This is a genomic window from Myxococcus sp. RHSTA-1-4, from assembly GCF_020037125.1.
Lineage (GTDB): Bacteria > Myxococcota > Myxococcia > Myxococcales > Myxococcaceae > Myxococcus.
Genome location: NZ_JAIQDG010000025.1, coordinates 1 through 19375, shown reverse-complemented (window position 1 = coordinate 19375; position 19375 = coordinate 1). Strand labels below are relative to the sequence as shown.

Annotated in this window: 13 protein-coding genes; 3 read left to right on the top strand and 10 right to left on the bottom strand. The window is 71.4% G+C overall.

Going from position 1 to position 19375, the window contains the following annotated elements; genetic code table 11:
- Positions 1-38: 38 nt before the first annotated feature.
- Entirely contained in the window at positions 39-2603 is a 2565-nt protein-coding gene (pbpC, locus tag K8638_RS29445) for a penicillin-binding protein 1C (RefSeq protein WP_223757991.1), read from the bottom strand.
- A complete protein-coding gene (locus K8638_RS29440; protein ID WP_223757990.1) occupies positions 2600-8314 on the bottom strand; it encodes an alpha-2-macroglobulin in 5715 nt (1904 codons plus the stop codon). The genes pbpC and K8638_RS29440 overlap by 4 nt, the downstream gene beginning before the upstream one ends.
- A 117-nt stretch (positions 8315-8431) precedes the next feature.
- Here K8638_RS29440 and K8638_RS29435 point away from each other — a divergent pair, with 117 nt between their 5' ends.
- Both K8638_RS29435 and K8638_RS29430 read left to right on the top strand, forming a co-directional pair.
- Positions 8432-8749, top strand: coding sequence for a hypothetical protein (locus K8638_RS29435; protein ID WP_223757989.1), 318 nt, complete (start codon positions 8432-8434; stop codon positions 8747-8749).
- A 267-nt stretch (positions 8750-9016) separates the two neighbouring features.
- The gene (locus K8638_RS29430) at positions 9017-10240 is read left to right on the top strand and encodes a hypothetical protein (protein WP_223757988.1); all 1224 of its coding nucleotides are present in this window, start codon (positions 9017-9019) and stop codon (positions 10238-10240) included.
- A 112-nt stretch (positions 10241-10352) separates the two neighbouring features.
- On the opposite strand, the gene K8638_RS29425 is transcribed toward K8638_RS29430, so the two are convergent.
- Genes K8638_RS29425 through K8638_RS29415 form a run of 3 tightly spaced genes read right to left on the bottom strand, consistent with a single transcriptional unit; the run spans position 10353 to position 13055 of the window.
- The gene (locus K8638_RS29425) at positions 10353-10760 is read right to left on the bottom strand and encodes a hypothetical protein (protein WP_223757987.1); all 408 of its coding nucleotides are present in this window, start codon (positions 10758-10760) and stop codon (positions 10353-10355) included.
- Positions 10757-12139: an ATP-binding cassette domain-containing protein gene (locus tag K8638_RS29420; RefSeq protein WP_223757986.1), complete on the bottom strand. Its 1383-nt coding sequence runs from the start codon at positions 12137-12139 to the stop codon at positions 10757-10759. The genes K8638_RS29425 and K8638_RS29420 overlap by 4 nt, the downstream gene beginning before the upstream one ends.
- Positions 12132-13055, bottom strand: a complete 924-nt coding sequence (locus K8638_RS29415; RefSeq protein WP_223757985.1) for a hypothetical protein — start codon at positions 13053-13055, stop codon at positions 12132-12134. The genes K8638_RS29420 and K8638_RS29415 overlap by 8 nt, the downstream gene beginning before the upstream one ends.
- A 105-nt stretch (positions 13056-13160) precedes the next feature.
- On the opposite strand from K8638_RS29415, the gene K8638_RS29410 reads away from it, so the two are divergent.
- Positions 13161-13796, top strand: a complete 636-nt coding sequence (locus K8638_RS29410; RefSeq protein ID WP_223757984.1) for a DUF2621 family protein — start codon at positions 13161-13163, stop codon at positions 13794-13796.
- 61 nt (positions 13797-13857) lie between these two features.
- Here the strand turns inward: K8638_RS29410 and K8638_RS29405 are convergent, their stop codons facing one another.
- The 5 genes from K8638_RS29405 to K8638_RS29385 all read right to left on the bottom strand — a co-directional run bounded on the left by K8638_RS29405 (position 13858) and on the right by K8638_RS29385 (position 19039).
- A complete protein-coding gene (locus tag K8638_RS29405) occupies positions 13858-15273 on the bottom strand; it encodes a serine/threonine-protein kinase (RefSeq protein WP_223757983.1) in 1416 nt (471 codons plus the stop codon).
- Positions 15274-15368: 95 nt separating this feature from the next.
- Positions 15369-16160 (bottom strand): immunity 49 family protein, encoded by a 792-nt coding sequence (locus tag K8638_RS29400; protein WP_223757982.1) that lies wholly within the window; start codon positions 16158-16160, stop codon positions 15369-15371.
- A 12-nt stretch (positions 16161-16172) separates the two neighbouring features.
- Complete coding sequence (locus K8638_RS29395; protein WP_223757981.1) at positions 16173-16751, bottom strand: imm11 family protein; 579 nt, start codon at positions 16749-16751, stop codon at positions 16173-16175.
- Positions 16752-16769: 18 nt separating this feature from the next.
- Entirely contained in the window at positions 16770-17687 is a 918-nt protein-coding gene (locus tag K8638_RS29390) for an AHH domain-containing protein (RefSeq protein WP_223757980.1), read from the bottom strand.
- Positions 17684-19039 (bottom strand): hypothetical protein, encoded by a 1356-nt coding sequence (locus K8638_RS29385; RefSeq protein ID WP_223757979.1) that lies wholly within the window; start codon positions 19037-19039, stop codon positions 17684-17686. Before K8638_RS29385 ends, K8638_RS29390 begins: the two co-directional genes overlap by 4 nt.
- Between the last annotated feature and the right edge of the window lie 336 nt (positions 19040-19375).

Below are 19375 nucleotides of genomic sequence, written 5' to 3'. Positions count from 1 at the left end.
CGTCTCCGGAGGAGGGAAGTCCTATGTGTCCCTATCGCTCAGCGCACCTCGATGTCCACCGGTTCGCTGCGCAGCCCCCGGGCCACCACCTCCAGCCGGTGCCGTCCGGGCTGGAGGGCCCACGAGGCGTCATAGGGCCACGGCGCCTGCCGCACGGGCCTGCCGTCCACCAGCCAGGTCACCGCCGCGAGCCGGGGCTCCACCTCCGCGCTCAGTCGCAGCGTCTGGGTGCTCCGCGAGTAGCCGGGCTCGATGAGGAAGACCTCTCCCGGGCGGGGCCAGGTGATGACGAGCGCTCCCGGGACGGGGCCCTGCTCCGGACACAGGGGGGAGTAGCGCGTGGGCGCGGCGGGCGCGGACTCCCGCCCGTGCGTGGCCTGCCAGGAAGCGTACGGGGCCGGGAGGAAGGCGAAGGCCCGCTTCACCACGTGCTCCTCCGGGCACCTGTCCCCGGCCAGCAGGCCGTTGCGCGCGTCCAGACGCACCTCGCGGTGCCAGGGGCAGGGCTGGTCGGGCGCATGCTCCTTCGGCAGGCGCACGCGCCGGCGCACCGGGCACGAGGATGTGGGGAGCTGGCCCGAGTGCGCGCACACCTGGCCCTCCACGATGCCCTCCGGCGGGGGCGTCCGCTCCGGCTCGGCGGAGGGGTCCGCGCGCCGCACCACGCGCTTCATCACCTTGTGGAAGAGGGGGCCGGCGCCGGTGGCTCCGGTCATCCCGTTCAGCGGGCGGTTGGAGAAGTCACCCGTCCACACGGCCACGGTGAAGCGCGGCGTGTAGCCCACCGCCCAGTTGTCGCGCCAGTTGGTGCTGGTGCCCGTCTTCACCGCGACGGGGAAGCCCAGCATCAGCGCGTTACCCGCGCCGAAGCCGCGCATGCGCAGGGACTCGTCGGAGAGCACGTCGGTGATGAGCCAGGCCACCTCCTCGGAGAAGGCCCGGTGGGGCGCGTCGCCCGGAGCGGGCGGGCCGGCGAAGGGTGTGGCGCGGCAGGTGAGGCCCTTGCGCGCGAACATGGCGTACGCCTGGGCCAGCTCCAGCAGCGTCACCTCGCCATTGCCCAGGGTGAGGCCCAGGCCGTAGTGCGAGGCGGGCGCGTCCAGTGAGGAGAAGCCCACGTCGCGCAGTCGCGTGAGCAGGGGCTCCAGCCCCACGCGCCGGGCCACGCGGATGGCGGGCACGTTGAGGCTGCGGCCCAGCGCCTCGCCCATCAGCACGGGGCCGGAGTAGTCGCCGGAGTAGTTCCTCGGGCTGAAGAGGTCGCCGTCCGCCTCGCCGTAGCGCGTCTCCACGTCCGCGACGACGGAGGCGGGCGTGTCGCCGCGCTCGAAGGCCAGCGCGTAGGTGAAGGGCTTGAGCGCGGAGCCCGGCTGGCGGCGGGCCAGCGCCCCGTTCACCGAGCCCGCGGCCCCGGCGTCTCCGTACCGGGCGGAGCCCACCATGGCCAGGATGTGGCAGTCGGTGTTGTCCAGCACCACCACGGCCGCGTTCGTCACGCCGCCCGCGGAGAGGGCGTCCACGTGTCCGCGCACGAGGGACTCCAATTCCCGCTGGAGGTCGCCGTCCAGCGTGGTGCGCACCTCGCCCTGGGGCGGGCGGAGGGAGACGACGTAGTCGGTGAAGTGGAGCGCCGTGTCGGCCTGGGTGGAGGGAGGCGCGTCGCGCCCGGCGAGGCGCAGGGGCTCGGCGAGGGCGCGGGCGTGCTCCTCCTCGGAGATGGCGCCGGTGGCGCGCATGCGGGCGAGCACCGTGCGCTGGCGGACCCGGGCCCGTTCGAGGTCCTTGAAGGGGTTGAGACTTGTAGGGGCCTGCGGGAGTCCCGCGAGGAGCGCCGCCTCCGCCAGGCTGAGGTGCGTGCCGGGCTTGCCGAAGTAGCGCTGGCTGGCGGCCTCCACGCCCACCGTGCCCGCGCCGTAGGGGGCGCGGTTGAGGTACTGCTCCAGCACGGTGTGCTTGTCCACGGCTCGCTCCAGGCGCAGCGCCACGAGCATCTCTCCCAGCTTGCCGCGCAGGGTGCGCGGGTGCGGGTGGAGGCGCCGCGCGAGCTGCATCGTCAGCGTGGAGGCACCGGAGACCACGCGCCGGTAGCGGAGGGCCTGCGCCACCGCGCGTGCCACCGAGCGGACGTCCACGCCGGGGTGTTCGTGGAAGCGAGCGTCCTCCACGGCGATGGTGGCCTGGACCACCAGCGGGGAGATGTCCTCCAGGGCGCGCCACCGCATGCGCTCGCCCTCCGCGTTCACCACCTCGCGTAGCAGCCGGCCCTGTGTGTCGTGGATGCGCAGCGAGTCCCCCGTGCGCGCGTGCAGCTCCTCCACGGGGTAGGGGTGGAGGACCACGTAGGCCCACAGGGCGGCGGCGCAGGCGATGAGGCCGAGGGTCAGTGCGCCCGTGGTGGCCGCGGCGAGGCGGAGGACGCGGCGGCGCTTCGGGCGCGGGCGCGCGGCGGGGCCGGCGCGGCCAGGCTTCGTGGGGCCACGCGTGCTGGCGGGCTCGGATGTGTCCGAGGGCCCGAGCACCGTCGCCGGCCCGTGCGCTGCCACGGAGCCAGTCGCGGCCTCGGCCTCGGACGACGCCGGGCCCATGGAGGCAGGCCGGCTCATCGCACCGTGACCTCGTCGATGGCGGTGGCGCCGGCCACCTCGGGGGCGTACATGGCCTCGGCGCCGGCGGCGGGGCGCAGGAAGGTGCCCGGCGTGGTGGCGCGCGCGACGTAGCTGAACTCGTAGTCGCCCGCGTTCATGTCATCCACGTAGAAGGCCACGCGGTGGTCCCGCATCTCGCTATAGGACAGCGAGGCGAGGCCCCGCTGGAGCGCCGCGGTCAGCGGCCCCTGCGACACCTTCTCCGTGGTGTCCAGGTTCGTGTTCATCGGCTCCAGGCCGGCGGGCAGCTTGTCGTCGATGGCCACGTAGTTCTGGTGGCTCTCCGCGCGCACCTTCAGCCGCACCCGCACCAGCGAGCCCAGCGGAAGGGCCTTCACGTCGAGCGGCTCACCCGTCATCGTCTCGTACGTGCGCTCCACGCGGAAGCCATCCTCGCGGGCGGCGCGGTTCTTCGCGTTCAGCTCCGCCTCGTACTGCGCTCTCACGCGGAGCATGGCGGGGCCGGGGCCCCGGTTGGTGAGCGCCACCTGGTGCGTGTGCGCCCGGCCCGCCTTCAGGCCGAGGTCCGCCTCCGTCAGCCGCAGCCGGCGCACGCGCTGGCTGACGACCTCCATGTCGCCGTCCTTCACCGGCCGGCCGTCGAGCGTGAGCGACATGCGCGGCGCGCTGCCGTTCTTCGTCGACTGCGCCATGCGGGCCACGCCCATGATGCCGAACACGTTCTCCTGCGTGTTGCCCCACAGCCCGTACCGCTGACGCTTGAGCAGGCCGGCCAGCAGCTTGTCCCCCATCTTCCCCGCCGTCCCGCCCACGGAGGCGAAGGCCAGCAGGGAGGTGGCGTGCGTGCGCAGCGGCGAGTCCATGGACCAGCCTCCGTGCGGGTCCCCGTCGAACCACGCCTCCTGCTCCGACTTCTTCGCCGCCGCCTCCACCTCCGCGAGAATCGGCTGGAGCAGGGACGGGTCCTGGCCCTTCATCTCGCTCACCGCGACGGCGAGGAAGGACAGTCCGAACGGGGTGAGCTTCGCCTTCTCGCGCCACAGGGTGGACACGTACGCGGGCTGCGGCCGGCCCAGTCGGCCCAGCGTCATCACGAAGTACGCCCGCGTGTCCGCGTCCGCCATGCCGCCGTGGGGAATCTCCTCGGTGATGTTGCCGTCGCGCAGCCGCAGCTCCAGGTAGTCCCCCATCCGCTTCAGGGCCTCGTCCGGCACGTCGTAGCCGCGCTTCTTCCCTTCGATGAGCGCGGTGAGGCCGAAGGCCGTGGCGAAGGCGTGCGGCTCCGTGCCGCCCGGCCAGTAGGACAGCCCGCCCGCCGTCGTCTGGAAGGAGAGGATGCGCTTGATGCCGGCCTCGGAGAACTTCTTCAGGTCGGCCTCGCTCACCGTCACCCCCATCTCCGGCAGCAGGTCCTTCAGCACCACCAGCGGGTACGCCGTGCTGGTGGTCTGCTCGATGCAGCCGTTCGGGTACTGCATGAGGTAGCCCACCGCGTCCTTCAGCTCGGTGAGCGCGGTGCCGGACACCGTCACCTCCAGCTCCACGCTGCCCGGCTGGCGGTCCGCCGGCAGCGCCAACTCCAGGCGCTGCTCCCCCGTCACCTGGGCGCTGGACACCAGGACGCGCCGCGAGCCCGGGTTGAGCACCGGCAGCGTCACCTCCACCGAGTCCGTCTCCTCGCCCATGCGCGCGGCGAAGCGCACCTTCGCGGGGCCACGGCCGGCCACCTTCACCGGGAAGCCGAAGGACGCGGACTCACCCGGCTTCACCGTCCGGGCCGGCGGCGTGAGGGCGGCACCTTGCTGGAGCTCCAGCCCGTCGAAGGACGCGGTGAGCTGCACCGGGCCCGCCTCCGCCTGGCCGTTGAAGGCGAGCGCCTCCACCCGGAGCGTGTCCCCGGGGTACGCGAAGCGCGGGAGCACGGGCTGCAGCATCAGCGGCTTCTTCACCACCAGCCCCTTCTCCGCCGAGCCGGCCCGGCCCGCCTCGTCCACCACCACCGCCATGACGCGGTAGCGGGTGAGGTTGTCCGGCAGCTTCACGCTCACGCTCGCCCTTCCGTCCGCGCCCACCATGACGCGCGGGTTCCAGTACGCGGTGCTCTGGAAGAGGGTGCGCAGGTCGGCCGGGAAGTCGCCCAGGGCGAAGCCCTCGCCGCCGTCACCACCGGGGAAGAGCGCCTCGTGCCGCTGGCGCCGGGCGTGCGGCAGGTCCAGCCGGCTCTCCGCGGTGCGCACGCCCAGGGGCAGCGCCGCGTAGAGCGCCGGCACCGGGTCCGGCGTCCGGTAGCCGGTGAGGCCCAGCACGGCCTCGTCCACCACCATCACCGTGGCCTGACCGGAGGCGGGCTTGCCCGCGCTGTCGCGCACCGTCACGTCCACGCGCACCGTGCCGCCGGGGCGGGCCACCGGCTTCTCCGTCGAGACGTCCACCGCGAGGCGCTGGTTCTTCGGCTCGACGTGGAGCTGTACGTAGCCGAGCTTGAAGGCGGGCGCGCCCGTCTCGAAGCCCGTGGCGTCCTTCTCCGTGTGGATGCGGCCTCGCAGCAGCACCACCGAGGCGTACACGTTGGGCACGTGCGCGTCGGTGATGGGCAGCTCCAGCGTGGGCGTGTCGCCGTGAATCTCGAAGAGGCGGTGCTCCAGCACGCCGCCGCGCTCCACGGTGAGCAGCCCGCGCGCCTCGGGGAAGGGCGTCTGCACCACCAGCTTCGCCGTCTCGCCGGGGAGGTAGCGCGGCTTGTCCGCCACCACCTGGATGCGGTCCTGGTCGAAGCGCGGCCAGGCCACGGTGTTGTCGCCCGACGCGGACACGCGGAAGCCCGCCTGCACCAGCCGCTGCGCCGTGTCCTGCGCCCAGGCGCGCACCTGGTACGCGCCCGCCCGCGGGACGTCGAGCTCACAGGTGACGGCCGTCTTCTCCGTGGTGACGAGGCACTGGTCCGCCTCCACCGTCTCCTCGCGGTTGACGAGCTGCGCGTGGGTGCCGCTCACCCGCGCGTAGGTATGGGTGTCCACACGCTCCAGTTGCGCGCGCACCCTCACGCCCTCCTGCACCGTGCCGTCGGGCTTGAGGGCGATGACGGGCACCTTCAGCGTCTGACCCGCGCGGACCACGGCCTGCGCGGGGGGCAGCACGCCCACGTAGAAGGCGGCGGGGTGGACGACGCGGGAGAGGCGGCCGGCGTACGCCTGCCGGTCCACGTCGGTGACGCTCGCCTCCACGGTGTAGCGCTGGGGCCCGGCGTAGGACGGGTGGTCCGCCTTGAAGTGGACGCGGGTGCGGCCCTGGCCGTCCAGGCGCTCGTCCGCGCTGGTGACGAGCGTCGCGCCCGAGCCGTCCTCCGGCAGCCCGAAGGCGTACTGCGCGAAGCCCGCGGGCGAGAAGGGCTCACGCGCCTTCCACACCTGGTAGCGCACCTCGCGGCCGGACAGCTCGCCGCCGTGGAGGTAGCGCGCCTCCACCACCGCCTCCACGTCCGCGCCCAGGGGCCACTCCTTCTCGGCGGTGGACACCTTCACCTCGAAGGTGGGCACGCGGTACTCCTCCACGCGGAAGCTGTGGCCCACCGCGCGCTCCCCATGCGTGAGGCGCAGCGAGTACTCGCCCACGGCCGCGCCCGCCTTCAGCTTCAGGTCCACGTCCGCCGCGCCGAAGGTGTCCAGCGTCAGCTTCGTGTCCAGCACGCCCTGGCCGCGCGGGTCCATCACCCGCACCTGGACGTCGCGCTGGGCCTTCGGCAGGCGCCCGGCGTCCTTCACCAGGGCCTTGATGTGGACCGTCTCCTCCGGCCGGTAGACGCCCCGGTCGGTGAAGACGAGCGAGGCGAGCCGCTCGGAGCCCTTCACCTCGCCCGTGAGCCCGAACTGCCAGGCCGATGACAGGCGCTCCTCGTTCACCTCCGCCACCAGCCGGTCCTCGTCCTTGCGCGCGGAGATGAAGACGCGGCGCTCCAGCCCGGTGGCCGTCGCCACGCCCGGAGCGCGCAGCAGCGCGACACCGTCCGCCCCCGTCTCCGCGGAGGCGAGCTTCGTCCCGGCCTCGTCGAGCAGCAGCACCTGTCCCTGGGGCACGGGCGTCGCGTCGCTCAGCCGCGTGAGCCAGACGAGGATGCCGCCGTCATGCACCTTGGCGGTGAGGCCCAGGCCGGAGAGCTGGAGCAGCACCGCGTCCTGCCACGGCTCCACTCCGGCCTCGCTGCCCCGGCCCCTGGCGGACAGCTCCAGGCAGTAGAGGCCCGGCTTGCCGGTCTCCAGGGAGACCTCCAGCGGCTCCAGCGTGTTGGGCGCCTTCGTCCGGGGGGCGCTCACGTTTCTCGCGGGCCCCATGGGGGCGCCGTAGTCCTCGCACGTGGGCTGACGCTCCAGCGCGTATGCCTTCACGAAGGCGTCCGGCGCGTTGATGCGGTGCGCCTGCGCCTGCACGGTGGCCAGGTTGCGTCCCTGGAAGGGGAGGCGGGCACCGGGCAGCTCCAGCGTCAGGTGCTGCGAGGGGAGCTGGAGCACGGGCGGCAGGTCCTGTGCCTTGAACGTCCACTTCGGAGTGCCCTCCAGCGGGTTGCCCAGCACGTCCTCGAGGCCCCGCGTGAGGGACGCGCGGTACTTCTGGCCGGGGGCGAGCCGCATCGTCACCGTGGCGGCGCGGCCCCAGCCGGACACGTCCAGCGACTCGGGCTCCGGCTCCACGACGAGGTGCGCGCGGAGCGCGTCCGTGTCGACGGGGTTGTTGAAGGCGAGCTCCCACCGCGCATCCAGGGGCGCGCGCTCCGGGGCCTCGCCGGTGGCGAGCGACTGGCCGTTCAGCGTCAGGCGGCGGTTGACGGTGAGCGACTGCGTCTCCGCGGCGGGCTCACGCGAGTCCGTGTCGCTGTAGCTGGGGTAGACGAGCCGCAGGGTGCTCCCGTGCGCGGGAGGGCGGGGGAAGCGCAGCGCGAGGACGTGCTTCGGGTCCACCGTCACGCTGGAGGGCGCCTCGTCGTCGGCCAGCGCGGCCACCTTCACGGGGATGGACTTGCCCTCCGCGTCCTCGGCCTGGAAGTGCTTGCTCAGGGCCTTGGCGGAGATGGGCTGGTCGTAGAGCGCCAGCAGCGGCCCGTTGCCGACTTCGTTGGTGAAGTCGTTGAGGAAGGCGATGAAGCGCGGCCGGCCGGGGAGGACGGGCCACGCCGCCACCTTGCCCGCGACCTGGAAGAAGGGCACCTGGAAGGTGTCCTCCCATGGGAGCGCGAACGCCGTTCCCGCATCGTCCGCGGGCGTGGCCTTGTCCACGCGCACCGTCACCGTGTGGCCCCAGCCCAGCGCGCCCGCCGCCGGGGTGAAGACGCGCTCCGTGGGGGAGCGCCAGGACCATGAGCCCTGCTGGGGTGGCTCGAAGGTGACGGCCACCGATTTCTCCTCCACGGGCTGGCTGAAGGTGAGCACCAGCTCGCAGCCGGCCTGCTCACACGCGCCGCGCTCGATGGTGAGGTGCTCCGTGTCCTCGGTGGGGGCTGTCTCGGGCGGGGTGGGCTCGGGGGCCGGAAGGGGAGGGGGCTCCACGGGTGGCGGCAGGCTCACCAGGGCGGAGGAGTCGACGACCTGGGAGGCCGGAGTGTCCCCGAGGCTTCCCGAGGGAACGGGACCCGTGGGCTCGGCGCCGCGTTGACATCCCGCGGCAAGGAAGGTGGCGAAGAGCCACCCGAGCAGCGGGCGGCGACGGGGTGTGGGCATGACGGCTCCTGGGAGGAGGCGAAGTGGGGCGAGGGCTTGTCACGGGCCGCAGAGCAACCGCCGTACCAGGGGTGAAACGCCGCGAAGGGGCCTCTTCCGGAGGCGATCGGTGCGCGCGTGCGTCCTCCCAGCCACGTGGTGCGTGTCCGGGTGACCACGGGCCCCCTCGCGTCTTGTTTCGTCAACCTCCAGGGCCGTCGCTGGAGGCAACCCTCACTTGCACAGGTCTCCGGCCTCCCCGAGCGCGCCAACCTCCACACCTTCTACGCCGAGCTGAAGCCCCGCCGCGCTGAGCGGGGCTCCCGGGGCAGGGCAAGGGGGCCGGGCACGGAGGTGCTGACGGTCTCCGCCTGCGCCCGCTACTACCCATCGAACCAGTCCCTGACCTCCGATGCGACCGCTACCGGGTGCACGGCGGCCGTCACCCTGCCGTAGCGGCCCGGCAGCGCCGGCGGACGCGCTCTCCGGCCCGACCGCGTCCGTTCCGGGCATGCGGCGCGGGCCATGATGGAATCGTGATGGAGGAATGAGCCCCGCGTGCGGCTCGACTCCTGGCGCTCCCCCAGAGTGGTGCTTCGAAGGCACTCACTCCTGGAGGGCACCGCTCCCATGACTCCGTCGCGGCGTAGGGCTGTCTCCGCCATCCTCTTGCTGTCCGGCCTCCTCGCATGTGGAGCTCCACCGGCACCGGAGCCGCTCCACATGGACTCCGTCAACCTCGTGCTCGGGGATGCGAGCTTCCAGGCTCGCTTCGGCCGGGCTCCGACGGCGCACGACCCGGAGGACCTCCGCATCCGGGTCCATCTGGAGTACGTGCTTGAGCTGCTGCGGCAGCGTCCCACCGCGCATCGCACGCCCGCCGAGCGCGCGGCCCGGGCGCGCAACCTCGAGCGGCTGGCGGCCTATGCCCGCGCGGGCGTGTTTCCCCGGAACGACGACCATCCCGATGCGCGGCGCCCCACCTTCATCGACTCGCGGGGCCGCATCTGCGCGGTGGGGTACCTCCTCGAGCAGGACCTCGGCCGGGGCGCCGCCGAGGCCATCGCCGCCGACTTCAAATACGCCTTCATCCGTGAGATCGACTCACCGCTGCTCACGCGATGGGCCGCCACCGCGGGGCTCGACCGGGAGGAACTGGAGATGATTCAGCCCGGCTACTACTCTCCGGATGATGAGGTGCCGTACGGGGCGTTCTTCTCCTTGCTGGACCCGCTCGCTGGCCGGGGCCACCTGTCCCTCGCGCCGGGGTTCCTGTTCGACGGCAGGGGAGATGGAGTCCCCGTCCGGTTCGACCTCTCCATGGCGTTCCTGGGACGCTGCGGCCTGGGCCCCTACGCGGCCGTCGCCCTGACGAAGCTCACGGGAGCCCCCCAAGCGGCCTCGGCGCTGAGCAACCTCGACGTGGGACTGGCGTGGGCCAGGGTCGTCCTCGCCGACACCTGGCTCGTGCTTCATGGCGGGCTGCTCCTTCCCACGGGCGACGAGGACGAGGTGGGCGCCGCCCTCAATTCCGCCGTGGCGGCGATGCGCCCGACCCAGGCCGTGTTGTTCCAGCCAGGAGCCCTGGGCGGCAGGGTGGGCACCTCCCTGCTCCTGACCGGCTCCGTCTGTGACACCTGTTCCCTCCGGCTGGACGCCGGGCTGGATGGGTACTCTCCCTTCGCCAGCTCCTTCCAGCTCTCCCCCCGGTGGGGTGCGGGGGTCGCCTATCGCCATGCACCGTTCGTCGCCACGCTCGAGGTGGCGGGCGCCCGGTACGCGGAGACGACCTCCTCGAAGAGTGAGTTCCATCACTCCCTCGGGAGCTCGCTGCGGCTTGTCCCGAAGGGGAGGAACTCGCTGCTGCCGGGCGTCTCCGTCTCGGTTCCGCTGGAGGACCGGCTCCAGCGGTGGTTCCTGGGCTTCGATGTGACCTTGCGGCACTGAGCTGCGGGCCCGAGCCGCCGATGACCCACAGCTGCGGCGCCTTCTCGAGCTTCTCGGCAAGCTCCTTCGAACGGCCGGGCCGCTGGAGAGGTCTACTCCCGCGCCGGCCCGGTCAGACGGCGCCTTCGACGGTGGCCTGGGACATGCGGGCCTTGGTGAGGGCCATGCCCAGGTTGGCGCTCTTGCGGCACACGAAGACGAGCGCGTGCTGCGGGTACTTCTTCCCGCGCAGGAAGATGTGCAGCAGGTTGTCGCTCAGCACCACCAGCTCCTGGAAGTAGTGGTGGTTGTCCTCGGCCAGGCCGCGGGCCTTCTTGAACATCCGTTCGATGGCGCTGACGTTGGTGCCCTCGAAGAGGTCCGCCGTGGCCGCGGCCACCAGGTCGAGCACCTCGCGGGGATGGGAGTCGACGGTGCGCACCGCCAGCAGCATGCCCGTGGACATCTCCACGTAGCCGGAGGCAACGCACTCGGGAATCTGGGACTGGGCGGAGGTGAGGGCGGATTCGAGCTTGCTCATGATGACTTCTCCTGGGGTGAGGGGGGACAGCGGAGCCGGAAGGCCGGGTCGGCGCAGGCCTTGGCGAAGAGATGGAGGAAGCGCTCCTGGGCCTCGGACTGGACCCACTGCGCCTCCACGCGCCTTACGTCCTGGAGGGCCTGCTCGGCGGAGCAGCCTTCCCAGATGAGCTGTGCGGCCAGCGCGGTGCCGGTGCGGCCCAGGCCGGCGCGGCAGTGGATGGCCACCGCCTCGCCCGCCTCCAGCAGGGCCTGCACCTCGGCGCACTGCTCGCGGGCCTCGTCCAGCGAGGGGGCCTGCATGTCGCGGCAGGGGAAGTAGCGCGCCCGCAGCCCATGGCGGGCGAGCGCGGCGGCGGGCGGAGGGGTGTCCTCCACCGTGACGAGCACCGTGACGCCCGCGGCCACCAGCCGCTCCAGGTCATGCTCCAGCTCCGCGAGCAGGCCGGGCCGTGGCGTGCCGGCCAGCGCCCCGCGCCGCAGCCAGTGGAAGCCCTGGGGGCCCGCCGCGCGCTGCACCGCCCGCACGGCCGCGGCGGGCAGGGGCGGCGGAGGTGGCACTCCCTCGTCCAGCTCCTCCGCGACGGCCGTGGGCGAGGGCACCGCGCAGCCGCCGGTTTGCAGGAACTGTCTGCCCGCCTCGGAGCGGGGCGCGGTGAAGAAGGCCTCACAGGGGCGCACCTCCTGGACGCGGCCGCCCGCCAGCAACGCCACCTGTCCTCCCAGCTTCCGCGCATGGCCCTGGTGGTGCGTGACGAAGAGGACGGCGCGGCGGGTGGCCTCGCCTCGCAGGTGCTCCAGCAGCGCCTCGGCCTCCGGCTCGCAGAGGCCCGCGGTGGGCTCATCGAGCATCACCAGGGCCGGGTTCGCCGCGCAGCAGCGCACCAGGGCGAGCCGCCGCTGTGTCCCGAGGGATAGCTCCAGCACCTCCTGGCCGAGCGCGCCGCCCAGCGTGCCCAGCCCCGCCTCCGTGAGCAGGGCGCGGATGCGGCCGGCCTGCTCCGCGCGCGGCAGGAGGGCGCGGTCCGGCAGGCCACTGGCCACCGCCTCGTACACGGTGCCCACCAGCCGCTGCGCGTTCTGCACCACCAGCGCGGGGCGCGGCGCGGACTCCAGCGGCACGCCCCCCAGCTCCGCGGTGCCCCAGGTGCTGAAGTACGGCGGCCGTCCCGCCGCTCCCACCAGCGCACGCAGCAGGGTGGACTTGCCCGCCCCGCCGGGTCCCAGCACGGTCAGCACGCCCCGGGGGGCACACGACAGCGTGACGTCGCTGAGCACCACGCGGTCGCCGTACGCCACGCCAAAGCCTTCCAGGCGCAGCAGCCGCTCGGGCGCCGCCGCCACTCCCCCAGACATCCCGGCAGGGACAGCTTCACCCATGGCACGGCTCCTCGCGGCAAAGCCGCATTGCCCGCGACAGGGCTTCCACGCGGCCGCGAGCGCTCAGCCCGCCCACCAGCGCCTGCCGGCACGGGCCTCGCAACGCCACCCAGTCCGAGTCCTGGCCTCCGAGCATCATCAACCGCGGCCGCACGCCCGCGGCGCACAGGGCGGGCGGGCGCAGCATCTGCCGCACCGAGGACGACAGCTCTCGCAGCTCGCCAAGGCCCGTGGCCGGCAGCCCCTTGAGCTGGAGCGGATACGGCCCGAGCTCACCGTCGTCCTCCTCGCGGGAGAAGAGCAGCGCCACCTGGGCGGAGTCTCCGCACTCGTCCAGCAGCCGAGAGGCGATGTCCGGCACGCCGTCGTCCGTCGCGCGGCCTATCTCCAGCGCCACCTCTTCCAGGGGAAAGCCGCTCAGCCGCGACTCCTCCACGCGCATCACGTCCGGCGCGTGCCGCCATACGCCCAGCGGCAGCGGGCCCTCCGAGGCACGTGCCACCGCCAGCACGCCGAGCGCGAACTGGCGCAGCAGCACCCGGCGGATGCGCTCCATCTCTTCCGGTTGCAGCTCCAGCAGCACCGTCCCCAGCAGCCGTCCCTCGGCTCGCGCGCGCTGGGCGGCATGGTTGAGGTGGTCCGCGGCCTCCGGGCTCTCCTGCTCCAGCATCGTGGACAGGCGCGGCAGGCCCGCCACGTCCTCCACCAGCCCCATCCTGCCGTTCACCATCAACAGCCGTCCGAGGAGCGCTCCCCGCTCAGACATCAACCCCAGCTCGCCCGTCTCCGGGCCTGCCGCCAGTTGCTCCAGCAACGAAAACGCCCGCCAGCGCAGCCTGTCTACCGGCTCGCACCGTGAAACACATTGCGCGGGGTTGGAGGCATCCTTGAAGTGGGAGGCGGAGCGCGAGGGCATGCGAATCTTGAAGCGGGATGTTGTCTACGGAGTTTCCTCTCTTTGTGTCTAGCAAGTGAATGAGGCAGGGGTGACTCGCCTGCCGCGTCTGCAACCGGGTGTTTCATGTTTTTTGGTATCAGCCATGTAGACCTGCCAGTCCGCGACCTCCCGTCCGCCCGTGTGCTCTATGCGCAGGTGTTGGGTTTCAGGGTGAAACAAGAAGGCCAGGGTTTCGTGGACCTGGAGGGAGGGGGCGTGCTGTTGAGGCTGGTGGAGTCCCAACGGCCGGAGTCCCGCGCCACCCTGCGTCTGCAGGTGGCCGACGTGGAAGCGGCCGTCCGGGTGCTCGTGAATGCTGGCGCCCGCCTGGTCTACGAAGCGGTGCGCACGCCGGAGCTGACGCTGGCCGCGACACTGGTGGACCCGGACGGGCACTCGCTGGTGGTGTGGCGCGAGCTGAGCGAGGACGAGTACGGCTTCCTGCCAGAGCTGCCCAAGGCGCTCACGTGGCGGCCGGAGGCGGAGGCGCTGCTGAAGTCCCTGCTGGCGGAGGTGCCCGCGCTGTTCCGCGCGATGGCGCGCCCGAAGGTGGTGCGCAACGCCGAGCACCTGGCGCGCGACACGCGCGTGGTGACGTGTGAGCACGTGGTGCGCGCGTACATCCTGTCCAACGCGAAGCTGACGCGGAACCGTGTGCGTGAGCCGCTGCGCAAGCACGGCTATGACCCGGATGCCTATCGTGAGGAGTTCGAGGCTTGAGTCTCGCCTTCCTCGGATCAAGCCGGAGCTGTGTCAGTAGCTACGCCGCGAAACGCATGTATCAGGGAGGCGCTCCAGCGTCGCCTGCATGAATCGCGGGACTCGAGGTGGAAGGGCGCTCCGGTGAGATGGCAGGCATGTAACACTCACCCTTGTACACGTAATAGTCCTCGCCACAGTCCCTCAGGTCCAATGGCAGCTTCACCCAGCACCCACCATTGATGGGCACCTGCAGTTTCCTGGGGCAACGACCGTTGGCACCCGGCCGCCTCTGCCCGGGAAGGGGCCTGGGGGGCAGGTCCACGGCGATGGTTGACCACGCAAAGGGGACTGATGTGAGAGGCACCTGGGCCGACAACGCCGAGTCTCCGGCTGCGACGGCGCCTCCATCCTTCGCATCCTCCGCCACGGAGGCGTGCACCTGCTCAGGTTCCTCGCCGGGATGCGCGCGCAGCATCCACCCGGCTCCCAGCGCCAGGGCTCCCGCGAGACTGGCCGCCGTGAGCCAGCCGCGCCTGGCGCGCTCCGGCGCTCGGCGGGGGAGTGGCCTGGGCGCGGCACTGGCCTCCACGGGGCGAGGTGTCTGCTGGACGAAGAGGGGCACATCCGCCTCGGGCCCGGCATGGTGCGCGGCATCCTCCAGCGCCTCGGCCAACTCGCGGGCACTGCCGCGGACTTCGGGATTCGTGGAGAGCATCCGGGCCGTCAACTCGCTCAGCTCCAGGCAGCAGCGGGGGGTGAGCGCACGCGCGAATGGGGCGCCGGCTTCCTCTTGTGGCGGGGAGGGGAAGGGGTACTCGCCGGTGACGAGCCGGAAGGCGGTGACGCCCAGCGCGAAGACATCATCCGCGGGGCCGGGGGCGTAGGGCACGATGGGCTCGCGCATGGGGAGGCGCACGGAGCGCCACGCCTCTGGCGAGCGGTAGGGCGGCGTCCCGGGCGGAAACGGTGGCTGCGTGAGCGTGGCGGCGCCAATGAAGTGCCCGGCGCCGAAGTCGGTGAGGAAGACCCGGCCGTCGGCCTCTCTGACGAGCGTGTTGTCACCTTTGACGTCGCGGTGAACGCCGCCCGCGGAATGGGTGGCCTCCAGGGCGCGCGCGAGGCTGGCGAGGACGTGGAGCACCCGCCGCGAGGAGGGCCGCTGCTTGAGCGCCCATTCGTACAGCGACGCGCCGTCCACCAGCTCCATGGCGAGGTACGGGGTGGCGAGGCCCGAGGGCTGTTGCCAGACGCCATGGTCGAGGAGGCGCGGGACGTGGGGGTGGCGGATGCGGGAGAGCAGCTCCACCTCCCTGGCGAAGCGCTCGTCGCGAGGGTGCAGGGCGAGCTTGAGGGCGACGGGGCCGGAGGGGGCCTGTGCGCCGATGGCGCGGTAGACGGCGCCGTAGGTCCCCAGCCCGCGCCGCTCCAGCACGCGCCAGGGCCCCACCCGGGTACCCAGGGGAAGGCGCGCCGGATTCAGGTGGGCAGGCTGCATGGGGGCCTCGCGAGGAGATGCGCGGTCTGTTCTGCTCGCCGGCAGGGTACTGGAACCGTGCGGGGGCGGTGGCTGGGGGAGTTGCCCCCGTCAAATCAACACGGGGATAGGGAGAGCACCCAGTCACCCTGATAGAGCTCCGTCACGGGCGCAAGTGCGAGCGGTGGACAGTAGCGGTAGCCCCCGTTGGGGACGGCAAGCCCCCGCCTCCGGGCCATTCGGAGCAGGGCGAGCCCCTCGAACCACAGGTGCCGATGCGCGGCGAAGCGGTCCACTCGCGTGGTGAAGGCGCGAGCGAGCTTCTCGGTGCGTGTCGTGTGCTCGGAGATCGCGGTGTCGAAAGCCGCCGTGAAGGCACTGGAGTCCGCGCGCACCAGCGCCCACGCGAGCGCGGGCCAGCACTCCTCACGGGCGTCCCGTTCCAGCAGCTCGAGCCATGGCGCGGGGTCCTGGCCCCGCACGTCGTGAAGCACCAGGGCCCCGAGCGCGTGCACCCACGCGAACTCCACCGCGTACTCCTCCCCTTCCTGCCGCAGGGCTGTGAGGCGCGCGGCGACCTCGGCCGCGAGCTCCCAGTGGCAGGCGACCACCGCGCCCGCCAATGGGGTGAGGCCCCATGAGGCGGGAGCAGGTGTCAGTCCGCGCTGCTCCAGGTGGATGAGGAGGCGGCGCCAGTTTTCCGCCGACCGGCACAGGTTCATGAAGAAGGGCTGGGTGCGTCCTTCGAGCAGTAGCGTGGCGGCGGCGATGGTGACGAAGCTCCCGCACAGCTCTCGGGTATTGCTCAGGAGCGCTTCCCGGTCGCCGTCCCCCCGCCCGATGTGCGCGATGAGGGCTCGCACCGCGGCTCCCGCGTCCTCACGCAATAACGTGTAGTCAATCTCCATGCGTGCCGGGCCTCAGTCCTCGTCGCCGTCCCAGCCGTGAGCGGGCAGGAAGCGGCAGCCCTTGAGCCCCGCCTGGACGAGCGCGTCCCGGAGGACGGCATCCACGAAGGTGTGGCTGCGCAGGTAGACAGGCCGGAAGGCGTGGGGGCCCTCGGAGGGAATGTCCTGCTTGAGCGCCAGCCCCTGCACGAACTGGATCTCCGCCTTGAGAATGGAGCTCATCACGACATCCGAGTGCTCCAAGTCGATGACCTCCCGTCGGTGGAGCAGGTTCATGATGAAGTGCTCACGCGAGACCACGTCCTTGTTGTGGTCCACCAGCGTGATGGGCAGGAACTCGACGTCGTTCGGTGCCAGTTCGATGACGACGCGGCGGACGCGCTCGGAGACAACCTGCAAGCGCAGGACGTTGTTGATGAAGTCGTAGACCTTCCGCCGTTCCGGAAAGCTGGGCGAGAAGCCCATGACCGAGCCTGCTCGGAACTCACGGGCGAGCGGCTGGGGCTCGAGATACCGCCAGCCCTCGGGTCCTTCCGGATAGGCGTCAAGCACCGCCCCGTCATTCCTACCGGACAGCACCCAGAAGCTCATGTGTCCCTCCTGCCGTGCTCACCACAGCGCTGGCCAGCCGCCATAATCCCGCCCTTCCTGCGTCTGCCATCGGCACCAGGGCCCATCGTACCGCTGCCCCTCCGCCGCCCCACGGACGGCCTTGCGTGAGCGCTTCAGCATCTTCGACCAGAGGTTTTCTTCGAGCTTCTTCAGGTCGTCGAAGACGTTCGCGACGATGGCCTCGTGGGGCTTCTCCTGCCCCCGCAGCGTGTCGATCGCCGAGTCGATGTCCTTGAGCCCCTGCATGACGTCCAGCGTGTATCCGTTGTGGTTGTTGGGGTGTTGTAGCAGCGCGTGGACGGGGACAGCCCAGGAGACGCCGGGAAGGATGATCAGGTTGTGGCCATGATCGATGTCGTAGGGCGTTTGAAGGAGGAGGTCGAAGTTCTCCTCCTTGTTGAAGACAGGCTTTCCCGAGGAGTCCTCGGTATAAAAGGCTTCCCCTGGAATGAGGTGGTGGGCCTGCCACCGATAGGGCTGTTGCTGACCGCTCAGTGTGGGTTCGAAGTTGGATATCCGGGTGATGCTCGCGTGGCCGGCGACGCTCACCTGGAAATCTGGAGGCCCCAGGTGCCCGAAGGTGCTGTACTCGCTGGCACGGTTGCTCCGGATGTACGTGGCACCGTTCCGAGCGTAGTTCGTGCCCTTGCCGAGGATGGCCCTGTGCGGCGTCAACGCGCTGGCATGGGGGCCTCCGGAATCGCTGGCGCTGTCACCCTTGCGACGCTTCTTCGTCTCGTTCACCTGCTGCTTGCGCGCCTCGTTCCGTTTCATGGCGCCGGAGCTGCCGGGCTTGGGGCCGAGGTCCCGGACGTTGGAGTGCCCGTTGGCGATGCCCTGGCCGTACAGTTCGTAGTTGCCCTGCATGAGGGAATCGAGCGTCGCCCCGAGTCCACCCCTGCGCATGCTGCTCATGCCGGACCTCCTTCTCGGGAAGGGGCGCCAACGGCCAGCGCGAACGCCGCGCGCTCTCCCGAGTCTGATTGCGAGACGACGACGAGTTGGCGTGCGGGCGCGTAGCGGCGCTCGAAGGCACGCACCGCGATGCAGGCTCCCACGGCGCCGGATGCCGCTCCCACGTCCCCGAAGCCCGTGGCGGGCACCCACGCGGGGGCGTCCCCCAGAGACGGGGCGTGGGACTTCAGGCGTACCAGGGTGGAGCCCCACTCCCAGGCGCGGCGCTGCTCGCCATTGAGGTCCCAGATGAAGGCAGCGTCCTGTTCCGGAGAAGCCCCGAGCACTTCCCGCACGCATGTGGCGAGGGCCCCGCCATCGGGCATTGCCCCCGGTCCTTGAGACCGCGGTTCCACGGCGGTATGCACGGCGGTGACCTCGACCTGGGGGCTTCTGCCGCCAGCGCCCCCCGGCGCGCGGGCGCGCAGCACGAGCAGGGCTCCCGCCTCGCCAGGCAGAAGGCCGACAGGATTGTCAGCCGTCTTGAGCCGCCGCTCGGCGAGCAGGAAACGGAGGTGCTCGGGGGCCACGAGTGAGTCGATGCCACCTACCACCACCACATCGAAGGCGCGACGCTCCAGTTCCCGCCGCGCGGCGACCAGGGCCAGTGCGAAACCCGCCGAGCCACCGGTGAAGAAGCGCCAGCGGTCTTCGGACCAGGACACGCGGTGTGTCGCCAGGGCCCGCTCCAGCACCTGCCGGCCCAGGGCCTCCTGGGTGGCGGCTCTGGTCCGAGGTGCGTCTTCAGGTGCCGAGAAGTCAGGGAGTGCGAGAAAGATTCCTGCCTCGCGGCCCAGTGCCGTCAGGGACGTCTTCGCACCGAGGTCTTCCAGTGAGTCCTCGGCGATGGCGACGAGCCTGCCGACGCCGGAGAAGCCCAGGGTGATTCCCGGAATCGCGCAGACGTTGACGGGCTGGGCCTCGCTGTCGCCAGGGGAGAACGTGGTCACCTCCTCCGAGGGCTGGTGCCGCACGATGCCCGCCCTGAAGGCCGCACACGCCGTCACCCCTGGACCCAGGCAGGAACTCATTCCGATGGCCTCGACTTTCATCACCTGCCCCCGGTGAGTCCCTGATGATGGCACGCTCACCATGTCCCAACCAAGCGTGCAGTGGGGAGGAAGCGGCAGGTCAGCCACGAACCCGGGGCTTGCCAACTGCCGCCCAAGACGGAGCGAGGACAGGACGTGGGCCTGCTGGCTGGGATAGGAATGGAAGGCATGGGGAATCGCGTGGCACACGGGCGTCGCAACACGACGGGTGGTATGGCTGGAGCAGGGGGGTATGGCTTCCAGGCGAAGGCCATTGCCCATGCGGCGGCCCATGTCCTGGCCGGCGAACCACTGAAATGGTTCGAAGTCGAGGGCGGAGATGTCCCGGTGGAGGTCTCTGCGGAGACAGGGGGGCCTGGAGACGACTTCCAGGTCAGACTCCGTGGTGGCACTTCAGTTGAGGTGCAATGCAAGAGTGGTCTGCGTCCGGGCCAGGAACTCGAGGGCGCGCTTGCGAAACTCGTGGACGGGTTGCTGCGCGACCCCCGGCTGCATGCTGTCTTGATGGTGGACTCAAGAGCACCCCTTTCAAGGTGTAGGGAGCGTGTCGCTCCCTGGCCGTGCGTGTAGGGAGGCATGTTGGGGCCGCGAGACCAC